This is a genomic window from Chryseobacterium viscerum, assembly GCF_025949665.1.
Classification (GTDB): domain Bacteria; phylum Bacteroidota; class Bacteroidia; order Flavobacteriales; family Weeksellaceae; genus Chryseobacterium; species Chryseobacterium viscerum_A.
The window spans coordinates 1,937,090-1,961,076 of the sequence record NZ_JAPDFT010000001.1 but is presented as its reverse complement, the minus strand read 5'-3'; the positions used below and the strand labels follow the sequence as shown (position 1 = coordinate 1,961,076).

General features: G+C 35.1%; 24 protein-coding genes. 17 read left to right on the top strand and 7 right to left on the bottom strand.

Annotated elements, in window-relative coordinates; translation table 11 throughout:
- Nucleotides 1-8 precede the first annotated feature (8 nt).
- The 13 genes from OL225_RS08940 (at nt 9) to OL225_RS08880 (ending at nt 12,345) form a co-directional block, all read left to right on the top strand.
- Nucleotides 9-1,178 (top strand): glycosyltransferase family 87 protein, encoded by a 1,170-nt coding sequence (locus OL225_RS08940; RefSeq protein WP_264518012.1) that lies wholly within the window; start codon nt 9-11, stop codon nt 1,176-1,178.
- Nucleotides 1,179-1,183: 5 nt separating this feature from the next.
- The gene (locus tag OL225_RS08935) at nt 1,184-2,113 is read left to right on the top strand and encodes a glycosyltransferase family 2 protein (RefSeq protein WP_264518011.1); all 930 of its coding nucleotides are present in this window, start codon (nt 1,184-1,186) and stop codon (nt 2,111-2,113) included.
- 1 nt (nt 2,114) lies between these two features.
- Nucleotides 2,115-2,891, top strand: coding sequence for a polysaccharide deacetylase family protein (locus OL225_RS08930; RefSeq protein ID WP_047375001.1), 777 nt, complete (start codon nt 2,115-2,117; stop codon nt 2,889-2,891).
- Nucleotides 2,888-3,985, top strand: a complete 1,098-nt coding sequence (locus OL225_RS08925) for a glycosyltransferase family 4 protein (protein WP_264518010.1) — start codon at nt 2,888-2,890, stop codon at nt 3,983-3,985. The genes OL225_RS08930 and OL225_RS08925 overlap by 4 nt, the downstream gene beginning before the upstream one ends.
- Nucleotides 3,986-4,232: 247 nt before the next feature.
- Nucleotides 4,233-5,090, top strand: a complete 858-nt coding sequence (hisG, locus tag OL225_RS08920) for an ATP phosphoribosyltransferase (RefSeq protein WP_264518009.1) — start codon at nt 4,233-4,235, stop codon at nt 5,088-5,090.
- A 245-nt stretch (nt 5,091-5,335) separates the two neighbouring features.
- On the top strand, nt 5,336-6,610 hold the full coding sequence (gene hisD, locus OL225_RS08915; protein WP_264518008.1) for a histidinol dehydrogenase: 1,275 nt from the start codon (nt 5,336-5,338) through the stop codon (nt 6,608-6,610).
- 257 nt (nt 6,611-6,867) lie between these two features.
- A complete protein-coding gene (gene hisC / locus OL225_RS08910) occupies nt 6,868-7,893 on the top strand; it encodes a histidinol-phosphate transaminase (RefSeq protein WP_264518007.1) in 1,026 nt (341 codons plus the stop codon).
- A 2-nt stretch (nt 7,894-7,895) separates the two neighbouring features.
- Nucleotides 7,896-8,990, top strand: coding sequence for a bifunctional histidinol-phosphatase/imidazoleglycerol-phosphate dehydratase HisB (hisB, locus tag OL225_RS08905; protein ID WP_264518006.1), 1,095 nt, complete (start codon nt 7,896-7,898; stop codon nt 8,988-8,990).
- A gap of 2 nt (nt 8,991-8,992) precedes the next feature.
- On the top strand, nt 8,993-9,571 hold the full coding sequence (gene hisH, locus OL225_RS08900; protein WP_264518005.1) for an imidazole glycerol phosphate synthase subunit HisH: 579 nt from the start codon (nt 8,993-8,995) through the stop codon (nt 9,569-9,571).
- A 2-nt stretch (nt 9,572-9,573) separates the two neighbouring features.
- Entirely contained in the window at nt 9,574-10,296 is a 723-nt protein-coding gene (hisA, locus tag OL225_RS08895) for a 1-(5-phosphoribosyl)-5-[(5-phosphoribosylamino)methylideneamino]imidazole-4-carboxamide isomerase (protein WP_264518695.1), read from the top strand.
- Nucleotides 10,289-11,041, top strand: a complete 753-nt coding sequence (gene hisF, locus OL225_RS08890; protein ID WP_264518004.1) for an imidazole glycerol phosphate synthase subunit HisF — start codon at nt 10,289-10,291, stop codon at nt 11,039-11,041. The genes hisA and hisF overlap by 8 nt, the downstream gene beginning before the upstream one ends.
- Nucleotides 11,038-11,625: a bifunctional phosphoribosyl-AMP cyclohydrolase/phosphoribosyl-ATP diphosphatase HisIE gene (hisIE, locus tag OL225_RS08885; protein ID WP_047374988.1), complete on the top strand. Its 588-nt coding sequence runs from the start codon at nt 11,038-11,040 to the stop codon at nt 11,623-11,625. The genes hisF and hisIE overlap by 4 nt, the downstream gene beginning before the upstream one ends.
- A 297-nt stretch (nt 11,626-11,922) precedes the next feature.
- Nucleotides 11,923-12,345, top strand: coding sequence for a tetratricopeptide repeat protein (locus tag OL225_RS08880; protein WP_264518003.1), 423 nt, complete (start codon nt 11,923-11,925; stop codon nt 12,343-12,345).
- Nucleotides 12,346-12,424: 79 nt separating this feature from the next.
- On the opposite strand, the gene OL225_RS08875 is transcribed toward OL225_RS08880, so the two are convergent.
- The 5 genes from OL225_RS08875 to rpmI all read right to left on the bottom strand — a co-directional run bounded on the left by OL225_RS08875 (nt 12,425) and on the right by rpmI (nt 17,242).
- Nucleotides 12,425-13,594 carry a M28 family peptidase gene (locus OL225_RS08875; RefSeq protein WP_264518002.1) on the bottom strand — a complete coding sequence of 390 codons (1,170 nt, stop codon included), beginning with the start codon at nt 13,592-13,594 and terminating at the stop codon, nt 12,425-12,427.
- Between the two features lie 209 nt (nt 13,595-13,803).
- Nucleotides 13,804-14,979, bottom strand: a complete 1,176-nt coding sequence (locus OL225_RS08870; protein ID WP_264518001.1) for a M28 family peptidase — start codon at nt 14,977-14,979, stop codon at nt 13,804-13,806.
- Between the two features lie 65 nt (nt 14,980-15,044).
- Nucleotides 15,045-16,226, bottom strand: coding sequence for a M28 family peptidase (locus OL225_RS08865; protein ID WP_047374978.1), 1,182 nt, complete (start codon nt 16,224-16,226; stop codon nt 15,045-15,047).
- A gap of 354 nt (nt 16,227-16,580) precedes the next feature.
- Nucleotides 16,581-16,925: a 50S ribosomal protein L20 gene (gene rplT, locus OL225_RS08860; RefSeq protein WP_034694451.1), complete on the bottom strand. Its 345-nt coding sequence runs from the start codon at nt 16,923-16,925 to the stop codon at nt 16,581-16,583.
- Between the two features lie 119 nt (nt 16,926-17,044).
- On the bottom strand, nt 17,045-17,242 hold the full coding sequence (gene rpmI / locus OL225_RS08855) for a 50S ribosomal protein L35 (protein ID WP_002979658.1): 198 nt from the start codon (nt 17,240-17,242) through the stop codon (nt 17,045-17,047).
- Between the two features lie 439 nt (nt 17,243-17,681).
- Here rpmI and OL225_RS08850 point away from each other — a divergent pair, with 439 nt between their 5' ends.
- The 3 genes from OL225_RS08850 to OL225_RS08840 all read left to right on the top strand — a co-directional run bounded on the left by OL225_RS08850 (nt 17,682) and on the right by OL225_RS08840 (nt 21,265).
- Complete coding sequence (locus tag OL225_RS08850) at nt 17,682-17,924, top strand: hypothetical protein (RefSeq protein ID WP_264518000.1); 243 nt, start codon at nt 17,682-17,684, stop codon at nt 17,922-17,924.
- A gap of 474 nt (nt 17,925-18,398) precedes the next feature.
- On the top strand, nt 18,399-20,633 hold the full coding sequence (locus OL225_RS08845; protein WP_264517999.1) for a histidine kinase: 2,235 nt from the start codon (nt 18,399-18,401) through the stop codon (nt 20,631-20,633).
- A 2-nt stretch (nt 20,634-20,635) separates the two neighbouring features.
- Nucleotides 20,636-21,265 (top strand): response regulator transcription factor, encoded by a 630-nt coding sequence (locus tag OL225_RS08840; RefSeq protein WP_264517998.1) that lies wholly within the window; start codon nt 20,636-20,638, stop codon nt 21,263-21,265.
- Between the two features lie 83 nt (nt 21,266-21,348).
- Here OL225_RS08840 and OL225_RS08835 read toward each other — a convergent pair whose 3' ends face one another.
- Nucleotides 21,349-21,915 carry a hypothetical protein gene (locus tag OL225_RS08835; RefSeq protein ID WP_264517997.1) on the bottom strand — a complete coding sequence of 189 codons (567 nt, stop codon included), beginning with the start codon at nt 21,913-21,915 and terminating at the stop codon, nt 21,349-21,351.
- A 238-nt stretch (nt 21,916-22,153) separates the two neighbouring features.
- Nucleotides 22,154-23,227, bottom strand: coding sequence for a resolvase (locus OL225_RS08830; RefSeq protein ID WP_264517996.1), 1,074 nt, complete (start codon nt 23,225-23,227; stop codon nt 22,154-22,156).
- A gap of 158 nt (nt 23,228-23,385) precedes the next feature.
- Here OL225_RS08830 and OL225_RS08825 point away from each other — a divergent pair, with 158 nt between their 5' ends.
- Nucleotides 23,386-23,949 (top strand): hypothetical protein, encoded by a 564-nt coding sequence (locus tag OL225_RS08825; protein WP_264517995.1) that lies wholly within the window; start codon nt 23,386-23,388, stop codon nt 23,947-23,949.
- Nucleotides 23,950-23,987 lie beyond the last annotated feature (38 nt).

Sequence of the window (23,987 nt, the reverse complement as noted above, 5' to 3'; positions counted from 1 at the left end):
CCACAATCTTGAAAGAAAAATTCCTTAAAATACTATTAAACCCTAAATATATATTTGGGGTTTATCTTATTATATCGGTTGTTACAGCAATTTCCAAATTCCTGAGAGGAGATTATGCGATTAATAATTACCTGATTTTTAAAAATGTATTCTTTAATACGATTCATCAGAAAAATTTATTTATCCATTATCCCGATCTTTATTTTGATTTAAATCATTATGGCGTATTTTTCAGTGCATTGATTGCACCATTTGCCATGATGCCGGATTGGCTTGGAATCTCACTTTGGAATATTGCCAATACTTTTATCTTCATCTATGGTATTTATAAACTGCCGTTTTCAGACAGTAAAAAAGCAATTTTCGGACTGCTTTGTCTTCAGGAATACATTACAGCGGCTTTAAGTTTACAGTTCAATGTAGCGCTGACAGGCCTTTTGCTGTTATCCGCAGTATACATTTACGAAAGAAAAGAAGTAAAATCTGTAACTGCCATTTTAATAGGAATATTTGTGAAAATTTACGGAATTGTAGGATTGACACAATTTTTCTTCATTAAAAACAAAACTAAATTTATTCTTTCCGGAGTAGCGATTGCAGTATTGTTTTTCGTCCTTCCAATGGCATATTCAAGTCCGCAGTTTGTGATTCAGTGTTATTCAGACTGGTTTCAGTCTATCGTAGAGAAGAATAATGAAAATCAGGTATTAGGAAATATGCAGGATATCTCGCTGATGGGCTTTGTAAGAAGAGTCTTAGGAGATGCATCCATTTCCAATCTCGTGTTTTTAGCGGGTGGATTACCACTTTTTGCCTTACCTTATATCAGAATTAAGCAGTATAAGCACTATGCTTTCCAATTGATGATTCTGGCTTCAACATTACTGTTTTTGGTATTGTTCAGCTCCAGTTCAGAATCTCCAACTTATATTATTGCAGTTGTAGGAGTCCTGATCTGGTTTTTCCTTCAGAAAGAAAGAACACCGCTTATAATAGGATTGCTTGTTTTTGTCATTATTTTCACTTGTTTTTCGACTTCAGATCTATTCCCGAAATTTGTAAAAGAAAACTATATCATCAAATATTCATTAAAAGCTGTACCTTGTATTGTGATCTGGTTGAGAGTGACTTATGAGCTCCTGACTAAAGATTTTGAGAAAAATTACAGCCTGAATTAATAAATATGAAGAAAATTTCAATTGTAATTCCCGCCTATAACGAAGAAGGAAACGTTGCTATGATCCATCAGAAAATTAAAGAAGTTTTCGATGGTTTAAGCAGCTATGACTTTGAAATCATATTTGTAAATGACGGTAGCAGAGACAATACCCAGCAAAAACTAGAAGACCTTTCCAGTCAATATGATGAAGTAAAATTCATTGAGTTTTCGAGGAACTTTGGCCATCAGCCAGCCGTAAAAGCAGGAATGGATAACGCTCAGGGAAATGCAGTTATTTCGATGGATGGAGATCTTCAGCATCCACCGGAGCTTATTCCGGAAATGATTCAGAAATGGGAGGAAGGCTATGATGTGGTTTTTACTTTCAGGACTTATCCAAAGGAAATATCTTTCTTTAAAAGAAAAACATCAGATTTATTTTACAAGCTTTTATCAAGTTTGTCAGACGTCAATTTGACGAAAGGAGGCGGCTCAGATTTCAGATTACTGGATGCAAGGGCAGTGGATGTAATGAGAAACTTTAATGAAGATGACTTATTCCTTAGAGGACTGACAAGCTGGATGGGGTTTAAACAGATAGGAATTGACTTTACCGCCGCAGAAAGACTTTCAGGAAGAAGCAGTTACAATCTTAAGAAAATGTTCACTTTTGCCTTTACAGGAATCACTGCTTTCAGTGTGAAACCTCTTTATCTGGCAGCATACCTTGGATTTTTATTCTCGGCACTTTCTGTGATCGGATATGGAACGTATGTGATTCATTCCTTTATTGCCGGAACTGAAATATCAGGTTGGGCATCCTTGATTATGACTATTGTTTTCTTTGGTGGACTTCAGCTTATTATCTTAGGAATTATGGGAATTTATTTAGGTAAAATATTCAAACAGGTGAAAGACAGACCTAATTATATTATTAAAAACAAAAATTTTTAGAATGGTTTTATTGAGTTTTGATATTGAAGAATTTGATATGCCATTAGAATATAAGGGTGAAATTCCCTTTGAAAAGCAGATTTCAATTTCACAGACAGGATTAGAGAGAATACTTGATATCCTTAAAAAATACAATGCCAAAGCTACTTTCTTTTCCACGGTAGTTTTTGCAGAAAACAGCAGACACCTTATCGAAAGGTTATTAAATGAAGGTCATGAACTGGCTTCTCATACGTGGTTTCATTCAGAATTTGAAAACAAACACCTGAAGGAATCAAGAGAAAGACTGGAAGAATTATTTTCTACAAAGGTTACCGGATTAAGAATGCCGAGAATGATGCCTGTGAACGAAAAAGAAGTGGAAAAAGCAGGATATTCTTACAATTCCTCCATCAATCCTACGTTTTTGCCGGGAAGATATAATAATTTAAAAGTGTCCAGAACTTATTTCAAAGAAGGAAATGTGACTCAGGTCCCGGCTTCGGTTTCACCCAATTTCAGAATCCCTTTGTTTTGGTTAAGTTTTCACAATTTTCCTTTGTTTTTCTACAAAAAACTGGCTTCGGATAGTTTGAAAAAAGACAAATATCTGAACATTTATTTCCATCCATGGGAATTTGCAGAAATCAAAGATGAAGCCTTTAAGCTTCCTGGATTTACGGTAAAAAACTCAGGAAAAGATATGGTAGAAAGATTTGATTCATTTGTTGGATGGCTGAAACAAAAAGGACATACATTCGGTACATTTCAGGAATTCCAAAAACAGATACAACGATGAAGATTGCCTTTGATGCAAAACGGTTTTTCCACAATACCTCCGGTCTGGGAAACTACTCGAGAGATCTCGTAAGAATTCTTTCCGAATATGAACCGGAGAACGAATATCTGTTACTCAACAAAAACAAATCGGAGAGAGGAAAAGATATTCTGGAACGCCCAAATGTTCACTTTATTGAAACCTCAAAAGGAAATCTGTCACGCCAGCTGAAAATGGGTAAAGATGCCCAAAAACAGGGAGCTGATATTTTCCATGGATTATCCGGTGAACTTCCCTTAAAATGGGATCCCAAACCTATTAAAAAGGTTGTTACTATCCATGATCTGATCTTTGTAAGATATCCGCAGTATTATTCTTTTTTTGACAGGAAAATCCATTTTTGGAAATTTAAAAAAGCCGCTGATACGGCTGATAAAATTATTGCTATTTCAGAACAGACCAAAAGAGATATTATTCAATATTTAAAAATTCCTGAGGCTAAGATTGAAGTTATTTATCAGGGATGTCATCATGCTTTTAAAGAACAGCAGCCACCGCAACTGATGATGGCTGTAAAAGAGAAGTTTAAACTTCCCGAAAGATTTGTACTTAACGTTGGTACTATTGAAGACCGCAAAAACCTTTTGAATGTTGTAAAAGCACTCAGCGGTACAGAAATTCCTCTTGTAGTAGTGGGAAGGAAGACTAAGTATTACCAAAAAATAGAACGTTTCCTGAAAAAAAACAAAATGGAAAAGCAGGTGCTCTTCCTCGAAGGAGTTTCTATGGATGAGCTGGCCTGTCTTTATAAACTGGCAGATATTTTTGTTTATCCGAGTTTCTTTGAAGGCTTTGGAATTCCTGTCATTGAAGCACTTTTTTCCAAAACGGTTGTCGTTACCAGCAATACAAGTTGTCTGCCGGAAGCCGGAGGAAAAGACTCTATGTATGTGAATCCTGACAATGATCTTGATATCCGGGCCAAACTAAAATTTCTCTGGGAAAATGAATCCGAGAGAAAACGCCGTGAGGAAAAGGGTTTTGAGTTTGTTCAGAAGTTTAATGACGAGCCAATTGCTGAGGAGCTGATGAATTTTTATCAAAAAATTATCTGAAAAAACTTTGCATTTTAAAAATAAATCCTACATTTGCATCATAATTCAATACAATGAAACCAATATTTTTAGCATTACATCATTACTATCATCATCTCTGTTAGGCGGAATTGATTGATATAAGTATGTGCTAAAATCAAAAATAATTAAAACCGTCTGAGTAAATAGGCGGTTTTTTTGTTTCCTGAATTCTTCTCAGAAATTTCAATAAATCAGTTTTTATTTGCTCGGACCCAAAAAAGGCAAAATGAGTAAATTAAAAATTGCAATCCAAAAAAGCGGCCGGCTTTACGAAGAATCTCTACAGCTTCTCAAAGACTGCGGAATCTTTGTCAACAATGGTAAAGACCAACTCAAAGTTTCAGTAGATAACTTTCCGATGGAAATCATGTACCTTCGGAACTCAGATATTCCGCAATACCTGGAAGACGGAGTAGTGGATGTTGCTATTCTTGGCGAAAATCTCCTGATTGAAAAAGGTAAAAATATCACCACCATCCAGAAACTTGGTTTCTCAAAATGCCGTGTTTCACTGGCTGTTCCCAAAGAAGTAGAAACCGACGAAATCTCCTATTTTCAAGGTAAAAAAATTGCTACCTCTTATCCTAATACGCTCAAAAGCTTTTTAGAAAAAAAAGGAATTGTATCAGATATTCACGTTATTTCAGGTTCTGTAGAAATTGCTCCTAATATTGGCCTTGCAGATGGAATCTGTGATATTGTAAGTTCCGGAAGCACATTATTCAAAAACGGATTAAGAGAAACGGTCACTTTGCTGAAATCGGAAGCTGTTTTGGCTCAAACTCCCCAATTATCGGCTGAAAAAGAAGTCATTCTTGAAAAATTCGTATTCAGAATTAAAGCTGTTTTAAAAGCAAAAAATTCAAAATATATTCTGATGAATGTCCCCAATGAAAAAATTCAGAAAGTAGCTGAAGTTCTTCCGGTATTGAAGAGTCCTACAGTCATCCCATTGGCAGAAGAAGGCTGGAGCAGTATTCATTCTGTTATTGATGAAGAGCGCTTCTGGGAAGTCATTGACGAACTGAAAGAAAATGGTGCTCAGGATATTTTAATTATTCCAATTGATAAAATGGTTATTTAAAAAATGATAATGGTGAATGTTGGTTAACACGAAGACGCAAAAAAATAAAAATTAAGACTGTTGTAAGGCACAAAGATTTTATCTGCGATAAAATTGAATACCGTATAAATATTCACATACTTGCTGAAAATCTTAGATTTTCTTGCGCCTTAAAAAAGATATATGAATTAAAAACTTTGCGCCTTTGCGTTCAAAAAAAATTGGGACATATAGCTTAATGGTTCAAAAAATATTAAAATAATACAATGAAAATATACAGATATCCCACACAGAGTACATGGAAAGATTTGGTAAAGCGTCCTGTTTTGGAACAGAAAGAAATTTCAGGCCTGATCGCAGAAATATTTACAGAAGTTGATAAAAACGGAGATAAAGCTTTAATAGAATTCAATAGAAAATTTGACAAAGCAGATACCCAAAAAATAAAAGTTTCTGATGCTGAAATTCAGGAGGCAGAAAAGCAGATTAATGATGAACTGAAACAAGCCATTAAACAGGCGAAAGAGAATATTTCAACATTTCACGCTTCTCAAAAACAGGAAATCCAGAAAATTGAGACTACGAAAGGAGTGGTTTGCTGGCGCGAAAATCGCGCTGTAGAAAAAGTTGGAATTTATATTCCGGGAGGAACTGCTCCTTTATTTTCTACAGTGCTGATGCTTGCGGTTCCAGCGAATCTGGCCGGATGTAAAGAAATAGTCCTTTGCACGCCACCGGATAAAAATGGAAATGTCAACCCAGCAATTCTTTATGCAGCAAAACTTTGTGGCGTTTCGGAAATCTTTAAAACAGGTGGAGCACAGGCTGTTGCTGCTATGACTTTCGGAACAGAAAGCATTCCCGCTGTTTATAAAATTTTTGGACCGGGAAATCAGTTTGTAGTAGCTGCCAAAGAATATGCTCAGCGTTATGGAATAGCTATTGATATGCCAGCCGGACCAAGTGAAGTTCTTGTCATAGCTGATGAGCAGGCTGTTCCTGAATTTTGTGCTGCAGATCTTCTTTCACAGGCAGAGCACGGGAGTGATAGTCAGGTTGTTTTTATTACGACAGACCTTAAAGTATTTGAAGAAACAATAGAGGCTGTTGATAAGCAGATCAGAGACTTACCAAGAAATGAATTTGCAGCTCAGGCTTTGGAAAACAGCTCTTTTATTTTAGCGAATTCGTTGGAAGAAGCCCTTGAGTTTAGCAATCTTTATGCTCCGGAACACCTTATTCTGGCAATTAATGATTTTGAAAAATATATCCCTATGGTTCAGAATGCAGGCTCTGTTTTCCTTGGAAACTATTCTTGTGAGAGCGCAGGAGATTATGCCAGCGGAACGAATCACACTCTTCCTACTAACGCTTATGCAAAGAACTATAGTGGAGTCTCACTGGATAGTTTCGTGAAAAAAATAACATTCCAGCACCTTTCAAAAGAAGGACTTCAGAATTTAGGAAAAACAATAGAACTCATGGCAGAAGCAGAAGGACTGTTTGCACACAAAAATGCAGTCTCGATAAGATTAAAATAATAATTGTTGGAAAACGCAAAGAGGTAAGAAGAATATAATTGGAGCACGTGTTAAGACGCAAAGATTTTATCTCCGATAAAATTGAATAATGCATATAAAAATACAAAATAAAATTCAGACCCTTGCTGAAAATCTTTGATTTTCTTGCGCCTAAAAAACATAAGATGAAAAACTTTGCGCCTTTACGTTTATCAAAAAATGAATCATTAAGAAAATAACTTAAAGGTTAAGAAAAGATTTAAAATAAAAGAAGTACAATGAAAAATAACAGTATCAAAACTTTAGTAAGAGATAATATATTACAATTACAGCCCTACATCAGTTTCAGGGATCATAATGAATTCAATGCTCCAGTTATGCTGGATGCCAATGAAAGTCCATTCGGGGAATGCAACCGCTATCCGGATTCTACTCAGAAAAGGCTTAAAAGCAAGCTTGCAGGGCTTAAAAATGTTTCATCCTCACAGATTGCCATAGGAAACGGAAGTGATGAGCTGATAGACCTTATCATTAAAATTTTCTGTGAGCCTAAAAAAGATGCCATTCTGATGATGAATCCTTCCTTTGCGATGTATGGTTTTTATGCAGCAATTAACGAGAATAAAGTTTTGAAACTGAATCTGGATGAAAACTTTGAAATTGTAAAAAATAATTTTTTAAAAGCTGCAGAAGATCCTTCATTGAAAATTTTCTTTTTGTGCTCACCCAATAACCCTACGGGAAACAGTGTAGATGATATTGAATTCTATATTCAGAACTTCAACGGAATTGTAGTGGTAGATGAAGCATATATTGAATTTTCTGGGAAAAAATCAAGTCTGGAACTTTTAGATCAATATTCTAATTTAATCGTACTGCAAACATTTTCTAAAGCATGGGGAATTGCCGGAGCGAGAGTAGGTATGGCTTACGCATCTGAAGAGATTATCAGCCTGATCAATACGGTAAAAGCACCATATAATGTGAATGTTTTAAGCCAGGAACTTATTTTAAAGACTTTGGATGAAGAAAACAGACTTCAGGGAAATGTGAATCTTATTTTGGAAGAGAGAAAATGGCTGAAACAGCAGTTTGAAGGAATTGCATGCATTTCTAAAGTATTTTCAACGGATGCCAATTTCTTCCTGATCAGAATGGAAAATGTTGATTCAGTATATGCAAGAATGTTGGAAGAGGAAGTTTTAACCAGCAGAAGAGATCCTGCTATTCCGGGATGTATCAGAATCAATGTAGGAAATCGTGCAGAAAATGAAAAATTAATTAACCTTTTGAAAAGTATTTAACAATGAAAAAAGTACTCTTTATAGACCGTGACGGAACACTAATTATTGAACCGCCCACAGATTTTCAGGTAGACTCCCTGGAAAAGCTTGAGTTTTATCCCGGGGTTTTTCAAAATCTTTCAAAAATTGTGAGTGAGCTGGATTATGAGTTGGTGATGGTAACCAATCAGGATGGATTGGGAACGGATAGTTTTCCTGAAGAAGATTTCATAAAACCTCATGAGAAAATGTTACAGGCATTTGAAAATGAAGGGATCATTTTTAGCGATATTTTAATTGATAAAAGCTTTGAATCCGAAAATCTTCCTACCAGAAAACCTGGAATAGGAATGCTGGGAAAATACATTTATGGGAATTATGATCTTGAAAATTCTTATGTAATTGGTGATCGAAGTACTGATGTGCAACTTGCTAAAAATCTTAAGTCTAAATCTATTTATCTTAATCAAAACTTAAATAGTGAAGCTGAGCTGTCAACAACAAAATGGTCAGAGATTTATCAGTTCTTAAAATCAGGAATGCGAAATGCTAAAGTCTCCCGTAAAACCAATGAAACAGATATTGAAATCGAGGTCAATCTTGATGGAAACGGACGATCAGATATTTCAACAGGGCTTCACTTTTTTGATCACATGCTGGATCAGATTGCAAGACACGGAAATATGGATCTTACCATTAAAGTAAAAGGAGATCTTACTGTAGATGAGCACCACACGATAGAAGATACAGGAATTGTACTGGGAGAAGCTGTTTTAAAAGCTTTAGGAAAGAAAAAAGGAATTGAAAGATACGGATTCCTGCTTCCGATGGATGATTGTTTGTCTCAGGTAGCAATTGATTTTGGAGGCAGACCATGGCTGGTTTGGGATGCTCCGTTTAAAAGAGAAAAGATAGGAGATGTTCCTACAGAAATGTTTTTTCACTTCTTTAAATCCTTTACAGATGCTTCAAAATCCAATCTGAATATCAAAGCTGAAGGAGATAATGAACACCACAAAATTGAATCCATTTTTAAAGCCTTTGCAAAAGCCGTTAAAATGGCAGTGAATCAATCGGATGCTAATTACAGTTTACCTTCTACAAAAGGAAGTTTATAAATATGATTGCTATAATAAAATACAACGGTGGAAATGTGAACTCTGTCCAGAATGCCCTCAACAGACTGAAAGTAGATTCTGTTATTACCGATGATCCCAAACAGATTTTAAAAGCTGATAAAGTGATCTTTCCAGGCGTGGGAGAAGCTTCATCCACCATGAAACTACTGAAGGAAAAAGAGCTTGATCTTTTGATTCCTAGCCTTAAACAGCCTGTTTTGGGAATATGTTTAGGAATGCAGCTGATGTGTAAAGGAAATGAAGAAGGAGATACCGAAGGAATGGGGATTTTTGATATCAATGTCAGAAAATTTCCGGCAAAGGATATTGTTCCGCACATGGGATGGAATACTGTTTCAAGGCAGGCTTCGGCTCTGTTTTCAGGAATTGAAATGAACAGTGATGTTTATTTTGTTCACAGCTATTATTGTGAGCTTTCGGACTTTACAACTTCTGTCTGTGATTATATTCTGCCATTTAGTGCTTCACTACAGAAAGATAATTTCTATGCAGTACAGTTTCACCCTGAAAAATCAGGAATTGTAGGAAATCAGATCGTTAAGAACTTTATAAATTTATAATGATGAAAATAATTCCGGCTATTGATATTATCGACGGTAAATGTGTCCGTTTATCAAAAGGAGATTACAGTACAAAGAAAATATACAATGAAGATCCTGTAGAAGTGGCAAAAGAATTTGAGAGTTTCGGCATTCAGTTTCTTCACCTGGTGGATCTGGACGGGGCAAAATCAAAGCATATTGTGAATCAGAAAGTTCTGGAAAATATTGCTCATTCTACTTCGCTGCATATAGACTTTGGAGGAGGCTTAAAAACTAAGGAAGATATTGAAACAGCCTTTAATTCCGGGGCAAAACAGATTACCTTAGGAAGTATTGCTGTTCAGAATCCTGAATTTTGCTATGAAATGATTCAAAAATATGGTGCTGAGAAAATTATTCTGGGTGCTGACTGTGAAAACAGAAAGATTAAAACTTCCGGATGGCTGGAAGAAAGTGATAATGACATCATAGATTTTATTCTTCAGTATCAGGACAAAGGAATACAGACTGCCATTTGTACTGATATTGCAAAAGACGGAATGCTGGAAGGTCCGTCAACAGGGCTTTATATTGAGATTTTATATAAAACGTCCGTTCAGCTGGTAGCAAGTGGAGGAATCTCAGGGATTGCAGATGTGTATAAAATGAAAGATATCGGCTGTGCGGGGACAATCATCGGAAAAGCAATTTACGAGGGAAAAATAAGCTTACAACAACTTCAAAACTTTATTGAAAATGCTTAAGAAAAGAATTATTCCATGCCTGGATATCAAAGATGGAGCTACGGTGAAAGGGATCAATTTTGAAGATCTTAAAAATGCAGGAGATCCTGTAGAACTTGCCAAAAAGTATGAACTGGAAGGGGCCGATGAGCTTGTTTTTTTGGATATTACCGCTACTATTGAGGATAGAAAAACATTTATAGAACTGGTCAAAGATATTGCGAAAGAGCTTAGCATACCTTTTACGGTAGGAGGTGGTATATCGTCTGTAAATGATGTGAGGAAGCTTTTGGAAGCAGGTGCAGACAAGATCAGTATCAATTCCTCAGCGGTAAAAAAACCAGGACTTATTTCTGATTTAGCCAAAGAATTCGGAAGCCAGTGCGTTGTCGTGGCTATTGATACAAGACAAGTGGGAGATAAGGATCTGGTTCACATCAAAGGAGGAAGAGAAGCTACCGAACTCTCTACAGTAGAATGGGCACAGGAAGCAGCACGTTTGGGGGCAGGAGAAATTCTGCTGACTTCGATGGATGGTGATGGTACAAAAAACGGTTTTGATCTTCGCATTACAAAGCTTGTTTCAGATAATATCAGTATTCCTGTGATTGCCTCCGGAGGTGCAGGTACTGCAGATGACTTTGTTAAAGTATTTAATGAAACAAAAGCTACAGGAGGTTTGGCAGCCAGTATTTTCCATTTTAATGAAATAAGTATTCAGGATTTAAAACAACAGTTAAAAACTCAAAAAATAGAAGTACGATGAACATAGATTTTAATAAAGATAACGGACTTGTTCCGGTAGTTATTCAGGACAGCAGAACGCTGCAGGTTTTAATGCTGGGCTACATGAACGAAGAAGCTTTTGAAAAAACAAAAAAGGAAGGTATTGTTACTTTTTTCAGCCGCTCTAAAAACAGACTCTGGACAAAAGGTGAGGAGTCTGGGAATTTCCTGACTGTAAAAAGTATTGATATAGATTGTGATCAGGATACCATTTTAATTAAAGCTGTTCCTAAAAATGTGGTCTGTCATACGGGAAGTTTCAGTTGTTTCGGAGAAAAGAATGCTAAAGGGTTTCTGTATGAGCTTGAAGATAAAATCTCTCAAAGAATAGACACCAAAGCTGAAGGTTCTTATACCTATTCGCTCTACCAAAGAGGAATGAATAAAATGGCTCAAAAAGTAGGAGAAGAAGCCGTAGAACTTGTGATTGAAGCAAAAGATAATAACGAAGAACTTTTTAAAAATGAAGCAGCAGATCTTCTGTATCACTTCCTGATTTTATTAAAAGCAAAGGGTTTTTCACTGGAAGAAATAGAAGAAGTTCTTCAGAGCAGGAATAAATGAGCCCTTTCAAATCCATTAAAAGCTTTTAAGTTTAAAATTAACTATTGAGAATGTTCATAAAACACTTATTTTAGGGATTTTAAATGTTATTAATCATCACGAAAAAAATGAAATATATCTTAGGCATTTGGACAACTATTTGTATCATGCCATTTGTATATTTTCTGTTTCAGGATACATCTGCCAAAGGAGTTAGTATTACAGACTTAAAGAATACTTTTTTAATTTTTGCGGCAGGGTTATCATTAATTTATGTGTTAAAAAAATAACCAGGTTTATAGATCAATCTTCTAAATCATGACTTCGTTACAAAAAGCTAAAAATCTAATGGACAATGGGCAATATATGCCTGCTGTTACAATATTGCAAAATTTAAATGGATTATCTCCAAAATCTGAAAATTACAGATTATTATTCATGGTGAATTGCTGGTTTCAATTGGGAGAATATGATTGGGCAATTGACATTGCCGAAAGGTTATTACAAGTGGATAAGCACAATGAATTTGCTTCTCAGATAAAATATCTGTCCTATTGTGAACTTAAAGATTTTGATAAAGCATTGGAAGAGATTATTCATTTTTTGTCATATAATGAAGCTGATCTTTATAAAATAACGCTGGAGGAATTATTGAAAGATATTAGAAATGGCTTTATTAATGAAGAGGCTATTGTTTCTAAAGTCAAAGAATTGGCATTAAAAAATAATTGTTTAAAATGAAAAACATTTAAACACGCTCATCTAAAATAGAACAGCAGGAATAATCCTGCTGTTCTTTTATTATAAATTGATTGATCTCTTATCTTTCGATCATAATATTCTTAACAAGGGTTTCTTCACCCATTTTCAATACTCCAATATATACTCCGTTCTGAAGACCGGAAACATTAATCTTTCTTTCATTATTTACTTTTAAAAGTGATCTTCCCAAAGAATTGCTGATTTCAAAGCTGAAGTTGGTTTCCTTAGAATCAGGTAATTCAATATTCAGGATATTGTTGGCTGGGTTAGGATAAATTTTTACTGCTTCCAATGAGTTTTTGGCAGCAGGCTTGCTCATGGTAGTAGTAGCGGTTGCAAAGTGCTGTAACGCCCCTACAGTTGCTTTTCCAATCTTATATACATACACAGGATCCATATTGGTGAAAGTATCCTTAGAGCTGTGAGGATAGGTGCTTCTTATCCTTTCAAAAAATCCGGTAATCACTTCACCTTTCTGTTCAAAAGGAATATAATCAGTATCTTCTGCCGGGTCCACAGCAGTTTGAAGAGGAGAGTAGAGTGCTGTACAGTTTCTCAATTGTTGAGTGACTGCTGCAGAAGCTGCATTGTTGCTGGAAACTCCTCCCTGGTCTTCGTCACAATATACAGTTGTGTTATTATTTCCTTTTACACCTCCTACCTGATCAAGATTGAAGACAAGTTTGATATCCAATTTGCGCACACCTCCCTGGTATACAACATTATTCACATAATGGCTGCTTCCTTTTAATCCCTGCTCTTCACCGGAAAAATGGATGAATTTTATTGAATATTCAGTAGGTACATTTCTCAGAATTCTTGCTGCTTCAAGAATAATAGATGTTCCGCTGCCATTATCATTCACTCCCGGGCCATAGATGGTATCGAAGTGTCCGCAGATAATAACATATTTGTTGGGATAAAGCGTTCCGGTTTTGGTAATGATTAAATTTTTAGAACTCGTGCTCCCAAAAGTAAAAGGACTTTCTTCTATCTGACTGGCGGTATATCCGTAAGAAAGATACTTGTTTTTGATCCAGTTCAATGTATTGGTGTTGGCTACTGAGCCCGTAGTTTTTACGCCTAAATTACTAAACTCCTGAAGATTTGCAGTAATATTAGTTTGGGTAACCATATCCGCCCTGTCTTTATAAGCCTGGATAAAACTTTGAGCCCCGATACTCTGCATAAGGAATGCTGAGCACAAAAGTGTTGTGATTTTTTTCATATAAATAATATTATTTTGGTAATACTAATGTAGTAAATAAATCACAATAAAGTGTTTAATGTTTTAAAATAAAATTAAATTTTTACTATGTTATCAATATATTTCACGTTGAAATTGGCGTATGTGTTACAATACTGATAATTGATAAAAAGGAAAAACCTCTGAACTGCTTCAAAGGTTTCTATCATATAGTGAAAGTGTATTGCAAGCTATCTTTCAATCATCACTTTTCTTACCACAGTCTGATCTCCGGTTTTTAAAATCCCAAGATAAGCACCGTTTTCCAATCCGGAAGCGTTGATTTTTGTTTCGTTGGTTCTCTTGAAAATAGATCTTCCCTGGAAGTCAGTAATTTCAAAAGTGAAATTCTTGATTCCGGAATCAGGAAGCTCAATATTGATGATGTCCTTTACGGGATTGGGATAGATTTTTACAGTTTCCAATGTATTTTTTGTGACAGCTTCATGTGTTCCCAATGTTCCTGTAGCAACAGCGAAATGCTGAAGTGCTCCCACAGATGCTTTTCCTATATTGTAAATGTATACAGGATCTGTATTGGCAAAAGTATCATTTACTGTATGTGGATAGGTACTTCTGATTCTTTCAAAAAATCCGGTAATTACTTCACCTTTCTGTTCAAAAGGGATATAATCTGTATCTTCTGCCGGATCCACGGCTGTAAGAAGAGGAGAGTAAAGTGCAGTACAGTTTCTTAGTTCCTGGGTTACAACGGTGGAAGCAGCATTGTTTGAGGTAAGTCCTCCCTGATCTTCATCACAATAAACAGTATTGTTATTATTTCCCATAACACCGCCTACCTGATCCAGATTAAAAACCAGTTTTATATCCAGAACACGGTTGCTCCCCTGATAGGCAACTGTGTTAGCGTAATGAGTGCTTCCTAAAAGACCTTGCTCTTCACCGGAAAAATGAATGAATTTTATAGAATATTCCGTTGGTACATCTTTCAGAATTCTGGCCGCTTCAAGAATAATAGAAGTTCCGCTTCCGTTATCATTGACTCCCAAACCGGTAATACTGTCGAAATGCCCGCAGATGATGACGTATTTATTAGGATATACTGTGCCTGTCTTTGTAATGACCAGGTTTTTAGAGTTATAACTTCCTGAAGTAAAAGGATCTTCTGCTATCTGGCTGGCAGTATATCCATAAGAAAGGTACTTGTTCTTAAGCCAGGTCAGTGCATTGGCATTAGCAGTTGTACCTGTTTTTTTTACCCCTAAATTAGCAAACTCCTGAAGGTAAGTCGTAATATTGGTCTGAGTTACCATATTTGCTCTGTCCTGATAAGCTTGAATGAAACTTTGGGCTCCAAGACTTTGCATGGTGATGGAAGCTAGTAAAAGAGTAGCGATTTTCTTCATTTTTATGATTGTAATATATGAAATACGGATAAAAACTGATCTTCATCTGTATTTCAAATCTGACATTATTTATTAATGATTATTTTTTTTGTTGTATTTCCTTTATCAGTCTTGATCGTAAAAGTATACACTCCGTTTTTTAAACCCGTAGTATTTATTTTTTCCTGATTCTCAAGAGCTAAAACAGTATTTCCTGCCATGTCGTTTACTTCAATTTTGAATTGTTTTACCTTTTGCTGAAACTCCACTGTTACAAGATCTTTCGCAGGATTAGGATAAATTCTGATGTCTTCTGATAGCTTTTGTGCCGTGGCTTCATGGGTGCTTAAAAAATTGTTCGATGTTGTGGCTACGGCAAAATGCTGTAATGCTCCCACAGCAGCTTTTCCGACATTGAGAACATACACAGGGTCGATATTGGCATACGTGTCACTTACTGTATGCTCATTATTACTTTGGATTGTTTCATAAAATCCGGTAATCGTATATCCTTTAGCTTCAAAAGGCATATAATCTGAGCTGTAAGCATGAGAAAGATTGGTCTGCAGAGGTGAGTAGAGGGTGGTGCAAGTCATCAGTTCCTGTGTCATAGTATTTGACATTGCATTATTGGAAGACATTCCGCCTTCATCTCTTTCACAGTTGATGGTGTTGTTATTATTTCCTATAAGACCTCCTACCTGGTCAATATTTAAAACAAGTTTTATATCCAGAACTTTTGTGCCTCCCTGGTAAGCTACATTGTTTACATAATGGTTACTTCCTACTAAACCTTGTTCTTCCCCTGAAAAATGAATAAACTTGATAGAATACTCTGTAGGAATATCTTTAAGAATTCTTGCTGCTTCAAGAATAATAGAAGTTCCACTGCCATTATCACTTACGCCAGGTCCTACGATGGTATCGTAATGCCCGCAGATAATGACATACTTGTTGGGATATAAAGTACCGGTTTTAGTGATAATCAGGTTTTTTGACGGATTACCTCCATAGGTGAAAGCATCTTCAGAAAAGTCACTGGCAGTATACCCGTAAGACAGATATTTATTTTTAAGCCAGTCCAGCGCATTATTATTAGCTGTTGTACCTGTTTTTTTTATTCCAAACCCGGCAAACTCCTGGAGGTTGGTATTGATATTGGCTTGCGTAACCATATCAGCCCGGTTTTTATAAGCCTGAATAAAACTTTGTGCACCAATATTTTGCAGTGCAATGGAAGTCAGCAAAAAAACTGCAGCTTTTTTCATTTTGAATTTTTTTTAAGAATTGTAAATATAGCAATAAATCATAATTTATTATTGGCAACTAAGTATTATTTGCTGGTATTGTTTGCTTTTTTAATAATTATATATCTTTTTATATTGTTTATTATTATGTTGATATTCATTAAATGAATTGTACTTGTTTATATTTTTCTATTATTTCAATTATTTCATGTTGAAAATTTAATATTTTATTGTTCAAACAGGTAAATGTTACTAGTGATATATCAAAATCGACTGGTGCTGAAACTGAATTTTGGCTGGAACTACATGAAGGTATAAAACAAAAAAATCCCGGGAAATCCCGGGACTTATATTGATAACAAAATCTATTCTACATTATTTTACTTGATCTACAACAGCTTTGAAAGCTTCAGGGTGATTCATTGCTAAATCTGCTAAAACTTTTCTGTTAAGTTCGATGTTGTTCTTTTTAAGAGCTCCCATAAATTGAGAGTAAGACATTCCGTGCTCTCTGGTTCCCGCGTTGATACGAGTGATCCAAAGTGCTCTGAAGTTTCTCTTTTTCTCTTTTCTACCACGGTAAGCATATTGCATTGCTTTTTCTACCGCGTTTTTAGCTACAGTCCAAACGTTCTTTCTTCTACCGAAAAAACCTTTAGCTTGCTTAAAAATTTTCTTTCTGCGAGCTCTTGAAGCTACGGCATTTACTGATCTTGGCATAATTTAAATTGTTTTTTTGAAAAGGGCGGCAACTGATGTTACTCTTATTTGCACCGTTTCAGGGTTAAAATGTTGAATTTGTTTTGAATTCTTATAAACCGAATATAGATTTATAAAAACTACTTAATTGCTAATTGACGTTGTACACTTTTCTCGTCCACTTTAGCTACGTAAGAAGTAGTAGTAAGATTTCTCTTCTGCTTAGTTTCTTTCTTAGTTAAGATGTGGCTTTTGTAAGCGTTCTTTCTTTTGATCTTACCAGATCCGGTAAGAGCAAAACGTTTCTTAGCACCTGATTTCGTTTTTAATTTTGGCATTGTTCTGCTTTTTTATTGTTTTTGTTATCAATATCTGTTTTGGTTACCCCTAAAGACATTAGGAATAATAGTGTGCAAAGATACGAAAAAAAACAATCCGAACTTTTATAATCTGTGATTTTATCGGATTGATATAAAAAAACGCCTCTGAAAAAAGATGGTTACATGATAAATCTAATTTTTTTGATAAAAGTCTGTTTCAAAATTAACTGTTTTAGATCCTGATAAAAAATCCTGATATTATGAAATCAACCACTACATAGTTTTTGAATAACCTATCTTAAAATATGGCTGATAATCGGGATTGTAGTGTTTTTAAATTCTCTCTAATATTGATGAATACAATGAATAAAGTTTCGATGTATATAAAGAACAATAATTTAATAGTCTTACTGAGAGGTCAATAAACCTTCTAAGACTCATTTTAAAATACTATATTATGCTTTCATCTGCAGATTTACACCTGGAAAGAGCACTATTTCTTGCCGTTTTGATTATATTTTTCGGAACAGGATTTTTATACACGCTCATCGTTTTTATTATAAATTCTATACTAAAGAAAAATAAAACAGGAAGATATTATATTTTCGGATTTCTTATTTCCGGACTTATCGGAGTAGTCTTAACTGCGTTTTATTGTTATATGATATTATTTGAACAGGCTGTAGTCTATATGCCTTAAAAGATGTAAAGGAGCACATCCTAAACAAGAGATAAACTAAAAATCCCTATTATCAGGGATATTTTCATGTGACATCTTTGGCTACCTTTGGCTCAAAAATTTATTAAAAATAGGATGGTGAAAAATCTCATGATTTTGACTTCTTAACTTTTATAGCTTTCTTTTTCACACCCAATTAAAAGATAAATTCTTATTTCGAACAAACACTAAAAAAGTATGGGTAAAAACACTAGCCAAATAAATTGAGTGAAGAAGAAGCTGTAAAAGTAATAGTTGAGCGATAGCTGATGTCTTTCGGTTGATAATCAATGAATAAACTGACAATCCTGAAAACCGCTTAAAAAAATTATTATTAAGGTGAAGATCCGGCATTTAAAAATGAAAAGAAATTTCAGAAATGGAGATCTTTCGCTGAAAAGCATGGTTTCAAAATAGATTAGCTGAGATTTACCTATATTTACGTTCCTTAATGGAATGAAATTTAATAAAGATAAGGGTTTGATATACAGGTTGTTATTTATATTTACTTTATGTGTTTGTCCGTTTTTTGTTCAGGCGCAGGATGTTTTAAGCAAATTAGAAAAGGAATACAGCCAGGCTTCAAACAATACAACAGAGCAGCTCAATCTGGCTCCCAAATTCGCGACTGCCTTATTTTTTCATAATCTTAAATCTAAGTCTTATCAGATTTTAGAAACCAATATTTCCATTGCTGCAAAACAGACAGATGGAAAGTATGCCACAATTTTATACGCCGTACAAGCCATGAACTATCGGCTGGATAACAAAACCACAGAGTCTTCAAAAAGTCTTGACATGGCAAAGACATATAGCTTAAAAACGAATAGTAATGAAGCAAAAGGGTATGTACAATATGCAAAAGGCTGGATTCTAACCCGTAATAATAAAACGACTGATGCTGTTGCCGCTTACCTGAAAGCTATCGAATATTATGAAAACTCACCAACCACTTCCACACTATATGGAAGATTGGGGAATGCAGCCAAGGAATTATCCGCCATTTATGCTGACCTGAATGAATATCAGCTGGAAGAAAAATACAGCAAACAATTTCTATTGTTAGCTTCCAAGCAAAATGATCCCAATCTTATCTTTGATGCTTACATGCGGATGGGATACGTATATGAACAAAAATATACACAGGAATCATCCAATACAATGTTTCGAAATAAAACAGAACAGTATTATTTACAGGCTATTGCTACTTTCAATAAAAACAAAGATGTAATGCTTAGCAGAAATAGCCTTTCATATGCTGCCATCAATTTAGCGAATTTATATACTGGGTTTGACAGTAATAAGGCAATGCAATATGCCCAGCTCGCTAATAAGGTGAGCCTTGAAATTGGTGATGCTATTCACATTGCTTCCTCCTTTGGAATTTTAGCAGAATTGGCATTACAGGATAAAAATTATGATTTAGCTAAGTCTTATTTTCTGAAAGCATCTATGGAAATTGGGAAAAGCCCTGTAAGAAATCATATGATAGAATTGTCTATCCTTGAATCTCTATCCAGAATCAGCGAAGAGCAGGGGAATTACAAAGAAGCACTGAGTTATTATAAAAGTTATGTTAATCAATACAAAAGTGTTTACGACCAGGAAAAACTGGATATCACCAAAAGATTAGAATCACAGTTTGATAAAGAGCGGCAAGAACAGAAATATATAAAACTGCAACTGGAAAGTGATAAAAAAGCACAGGAAATTAAGTTGATCAACATCCTTCGGGCACAACGTGAACAGGTCTACAACAACTTAAAGCTAGTGGAAGAAAATCAGCGGGAACGACTGAAATTTTCAGAACTTGAATCAGAAAAAAAAGAACAGCAGCTTCGTTTGGCAAAATTGGAAACCCAGCAAAAGAACAACGATATTAATAACTTCAAAAAGCTATTGGCATTCAAGGAAAAGATCAATACCTACTACATTTTTTTTATTATCTTTTTCATTGTTCTGATCCTCTTATTACTCTACGCCTATAAACAACGTGCCAAATCTATGAAACAAAGGGACGAACTGCATGCCCTGGCCATGGAAAAAGAGAAACAAAACTCGAAAATTTCCACCCTTACGGCATTGCTTGAAGGGCAGGAACAGGAACGTGGACGTCTTGCCCGTGATCTTCATGATGGATTGGGAGGATTGCTTTCCGGAACTAAGCATCAATTGTCCTATTTAAATCCTCATCAATCCGAAAATATAGAGGAGGGAATTTCAAAATCAATTGATCAGATTGATGGTGCTGTAGAGGAGCTAAGACGGGTAGCTCATAATTTAATGCCTGACTTATTAATGAAATACGGTTTGGAAGTAGCCATTCAGGAGTTTGCTTCCCGCATATCCAATAATGCATTAGAGATCCATGCTGAATTTATCAATTACAGTAATTCCATATCGCAGGAAAAACAGCTGATCATATACAGGATTATTCAGGAATTGGTCAACAATGCGATAAAACATGCCGATACTTCTGAAATTATTGTTCAGATAAGTGTAGAAGAAAACCTATTAAATCTTACAGTAGAAGATAATGGTAAAGGTTTTGACCATACAAGCTTAAATGTTAGAAAAACAGCCGGGTTTCACAATATAGAATTAAGAGTCCAATTTTTAAAAGGAACAATGAATATCACCTCCGAATTGAATATTGGTACCAGTATAGAACTTCAAATTCCTATTCATTAAACATGATAAAAGTAGCCATAACAGATGATCATCCACTTCTCCTGGAAGGGCTGAAGAATATTTTAGGACACAGCAATACGATAGATGTTGTAGATTGTTTCAGAAACGTTGCTGAAATGAATGCAGGTCTGGCAAAACAAGCGGTCGATATTCTGCTGTTGGACATCAATCTGGTAGATATCAACAGCATCGAACTGATAAAACTATTGAAGAAAAAGTATGGAAATCTGCAAATTATTATACTGAGCGTTCACAATGAACTGCCTGTAATTAACAGTACCCTTGCTGAAGGTGCTTTGGGATACATTCAAAAAAATGCTTCAGTTTCCGAAATCCTTGAAGGGATCACTGCCGTATATGCCGGCAACCGGTTTTTATGCTCACAAACCAAGTCTGTTCTGGAGAAAAAAAATGGAGATGGATTAAATCAGGTCCCGAAACTGACACGAAGAGAAAAGGAAATTTTAGCCGAAGCAGCAAAAGGACTTACAACCAATCAAATGGCAGAAAAGCTATTTATCAGCCCGCACACGGTAGAAAGCCACAGAAAAAACCTTATTGAAAAATTTCAAACCTCTAATCTGAGTTCCGCTATTAAGCTGGCTATAGAATACGGTCTGGTGATCGAATAAAAATATTCATCCAGCAAAAAGGTCTGCTTACATCGTAAAGGCAGACCTTTTTTTATATAATCAAATAATTGGGTGTGTACTTATTAATCCTTGAACCTCAAAGCAGCCTGAAACAGGTTTTTCTTTCCTATTAAATCATACTCGTCGTTATATTCAGGTTGATACATTAGTATGAAAACTCTGCCGTCAAAATCCTTTAAATCAATGGGTTGATCCACCATAATATCATAAAAACGAGTGATCGTACGTGTAGCGGTCCATTGTTTTGCATTACCTTTAGGGTTTTTATCGAATCTATGATCTTTCACATCAGTATAATACCAGTACGAAGGCGCTGAATCCATTAAAAACATTTCTTTGTCCTTATTATACAATTCCTCAGCCATACCTGTATTCTGAAACCATGGAACCTCGGTGTTTAAAACACCCAGAGCTCCAGCATAAATATCTTTATTTGTAGTGGCTCCTACTAAAAACCCTTCAAGATTGGAAGACATAATCTCAAATTGGAAAGTTGATTTTTTCAGGTCGTAGACATCATTTACAGGTTTAATCACTTTTCCGTCCTGTTTAATAACTACTTTCAGCGATTGTGCAAAAGTTATAAAACTTAGTAAACAAAAAAGGATGGTCAAACTTAATTTTTTCATTGTATCTCTTTAAATATTACCGCAAAGATATTAGACTTTAATACCATATACACTGGCTGGTTTCAGGGGTTTTTAATGATGTGGGGCAGAAGATTGAAGCTGGAGCGCGAAGTTATTGAAGTTCTATAACAGAATTTCAGGCGAATGTTATACATTTTTATTTCTTAATAAGTTGCAATGATTAATCCCCAGTTTCCAGCCATAAAAAATTAATTTTACTCTTTGAAAAAAATCTTTCCTAAAACAGATTCGCTTTCAGCTGAATTTTTATAAAAGCCGTTTTCTGTTTTTTACCATTGGCTGCAGATGAATTAAGCGGATAGACTTCTGCATAAAAGGTATCATTATCTGTCCAGAATGCCTTTTTATTATCAGCTATTTTGAAGTTGGTAAAATTCACGTATAAAAGATTGTCCTGTTTTTTGGTTTGTGGTTGGTATTTAGAAATAACAAAATTACTCCCCACATCATTATTGGATGAGACAGAGGTAACCCAGCCTTTAGTAGGAAGAATCTGCGGATAACCTTCTGTACCCAGTTCAAACATAACTGTATTTTTTATATTGTAAAAAGAATAGAAAGAATCTACAACTTCGTCAGAATTTTCTCTGAAAACCTCAAGGTTTAAATAAGGGGATCGTCCTACATATTCATTAGCCAAAGGTCCGGTTTCCGTAGATATATTTTCATGTTGTGTAATGATCTCTTTTCTGCCATTTTCAGTGTATACCCAGTCACCATTCTGCAATTGTATATTGGGGTTTCTCACTAATTCTTCACCGATTTTATTTTTTGAGTTTGCTTTAAATTCCTGCTCTGAAATCTCTGCAATGGTACCAAATTTTTTAAAAGATTTGTTTTTAAAATCACTTGATTCCTTAAATGTACTGCTTCTGATTTCATAAAGATCTAGACCTTGTAATGTCAGTTCAAATGCGGCTTTAAATTCTGATTTCAGGACAAAAGCCTCAATGCTGTTCGAAATATTGTTATTAATACTGTAATGAATAGAGTAGAAGTCTTCAAATTCTTCAAATCCGTAGTAATTATCGAACTTATTATAAGCCATTTTCAGATGAGCACCATCTTTATTCGGAGACACAAAGAATTGTACAGAATCAAGTTTGGTAAATAATTGAAACGGAACATCCTGCACATTATCTACACCCTTTATTTTTTTGAAATCGGACAGTGTTATCTTTTTTTGCTTAACTTCAGTTTCTGCCTTGTTTTTTTCTGTCTTTGTATTCTGCTGATTGCATCCCACAAAAACAACCATAGATGAGATGAAGATTTGATTTAAAATTTTCATTTTATACTTTCTGGCAAATGTATCAGTATTCAGACCGACAGCCAACAAAACCGCCTGATATAGGGAATAAATGGCTGAAAACAGGGATATATTGAATGGCAGAATTTGGACAATTTTACCAAACGATAAACTAAGTATTATAAAATTATTTATAAAAAATGAAAAACGTAATAACCAGCCTTTCAGTTGTCATAATACTGTTAGCTTCCTGCTCACCTGCTACAGAAAAAAAGTTTGAAAAAAATGCGCCTCGAGATGCAAAACCAGCTCAGATTTCTACACCTGATCCGGGAAAGAATGATGTAGTAAAATCAGAAATTCCAAGTGAATTTTCAGCGTTGGTTCCTATTGATGTATTGAATGGTAAAAGCACAAATGTATATGAGAAATATGGGATAGAGTTCTCAGGGAATTGTTATTCATGCGATTTAGCAAGCTTATCCATTACGAGGAATAAAATGATATGGACAAACGTTTGCGATGAAAAAGATACATTTGAAATCAGGGATTTCTCATTCTCTGATGAAGGAAAAAAAACTATCTTAAAAACACCGGAAAGAACATATATAATAACTCAAATAGATAAGAAAGCACCTGTTTATGAATTAGTAATAGAAGGTCAGAAACTGGAATTAAAAAACAAAAGAGTATCCAAATATTTCACCACCCCAAAAGCTTTACCTCTTTTTACAGAGCATGATTGTGGTGATTTTGAAGGATAGTAAAGTTTTATAAATATTTTTAAAAGATTGATCGTTAA

Bases quoted from the DNA above. Each gene is read 5' to 3' on its own strand.
- OL225_RS08935 (WP_264518011.1), top strand. From the start codon at position 1,184: ATGAAGAAAATTTCAATTGTAATTCCCGCCTATAACGAAGAAGGAAAC.
- OL225_RS08930 (WP_047375001.1), top strand. From the start codon at position 2,115: ATGGTTTTATTGAGTTTTGATATTGAAGAATTTGATATGCCATTAGAA.
- OL225_RS08925 (WP_264518010.1), top strand. From the start codon at position 2,888: ATGAAGATTGCCTTTGATGCAAAACGGTTTTTCCACAATACCTCCGGT.
- hisG (WP_264518009.1), top strand. From the start codon at position 4,233: ATGAGTAAATTAAAAATTGCAATCCAAAAAAGCGGCCGGCTTTACGAA.
- hisD (WP_264518008.1), top strand. From the start codon at position 5,336: ATGAAAATATACAGATATCCCACACAGAGTACATGGAAAGATTTGGTA.
- hisC (WP_264518007.1), top strand. From the start codon at position 6,868: ATGAAAAATAACAGTATCAAAACTTTAGTAAGAGATAATATATTACAA.
- hisB (WP_264518006.1), top strand. From the start codon at position 7,896: ATGAAAAAAGTACTCTTTATAGACCGTGACGGAACACTAATTATTGAA.
- hisH (WP_264518005.1), top strand. From the start codon at position 8,993: ATGATTGCTATAATAAAATACAACGGTGGAAATGTGAACTCTGTCCAG.
- hisA (WP_264518695.1), top strand. From the start codon at position 9,574: ATGAAAATAATTCCGGCTATTGATATTATCGACGGTAAATGTGTCCGT.
- hisF (WP_264518004.1), top strand. From the start codon at position 10,289: ATGCTTAAGAAAAGAATTATTCCATGCCTGGATATCAAAGATGGAGCT.
- hisIE (WP_047374988.1), top strand. From the start codon at position 11,038: ATGAACATAGATTTTAATAAAGATAACGGACTTGTTCCGGTAGTTATT.
- OL225_RS08880 (WP_264518003.1), top strand. From the start codon at position 11,923: ATGACTTCGTTACAAAAAGCTAAAAATCTAATGGACAATGGGCAATAT.
- OL225_RS08875 (WP_264518002.1), bottom strand. From the start codon at position 13,594: ATGAAAAAAATCACAACACTTTTGTGCTCAGCATTCCTTATGCAGAGT.
- OL225_RS08870 (WP_264518001.1), bottom strand. From the start codon at position 14,979: ATGAAGAAAATCGCTACTCTTTTACTAGCTTCCATCACCATGCAAAGT.
- OL225_RS08865 (WP_047374978.1), bottom strand. From the start codon at position 16,226: ATGAAAAAAGCTGCAGTTTTTTTGCTGACTTCCATTGCACTGCAAAAT.
- rplT (WP_034694451.1), bottom strand. From the start codon at position 16,925: ATGCCAAGATCAGTAAATGCCGTAGCTTCAAGAGCTCGCAGAAAGAAA.
- rpmI (WP_002979658.1), bottom strand. From the start codon at position 17,242: ATGCCAAAATTAAAAACGAAATCAGGTGCTAAGAAACGTTTTGCTCTT.
- OL225_RS08850 (WP_264518000.1), top strand. From the start codon at position 17,682: ATGCTTTCATCTGCAGATTTACACCTGGAAAGAGCACTATTTCTTGCC.
- OL225_RS08845 (WP_264517999.1), top strand. From the start codon at position 18,399: ATGAAATTTAATAAAGATAAGGGTTTGATATACAGGTTGTTATTTATA.
- OL225_RS08840 (WP_264517998.1), top strand. From the start codon at position 20,636: ATGATAAAAGTAGCCATAACAGATGATCATCCACTTCTCCTGGAAGGG.
- OL225_RS08835 (WP_264517997.1), bottom strand. From the start codon at position 21,915: ATGAAAAAATTAAGTTTGACCATCCTTTTTTGTTTACTAAGTTTTATA.
- OL225_RS08830 (WP_264517996.1), bottom strand. From the start codon at position 23,227: ATGAAAATTTTAAATCAAATCTTCATCTCATCTATGGTTGTTTTTGTG.
- OL225_RS08825 (WP_264517995.1), top strand. From the start codon at position 23,386: ATGAAAAACGTAATAACCAGCCTTTCAGTTGTCATAATACTGTTAGCT.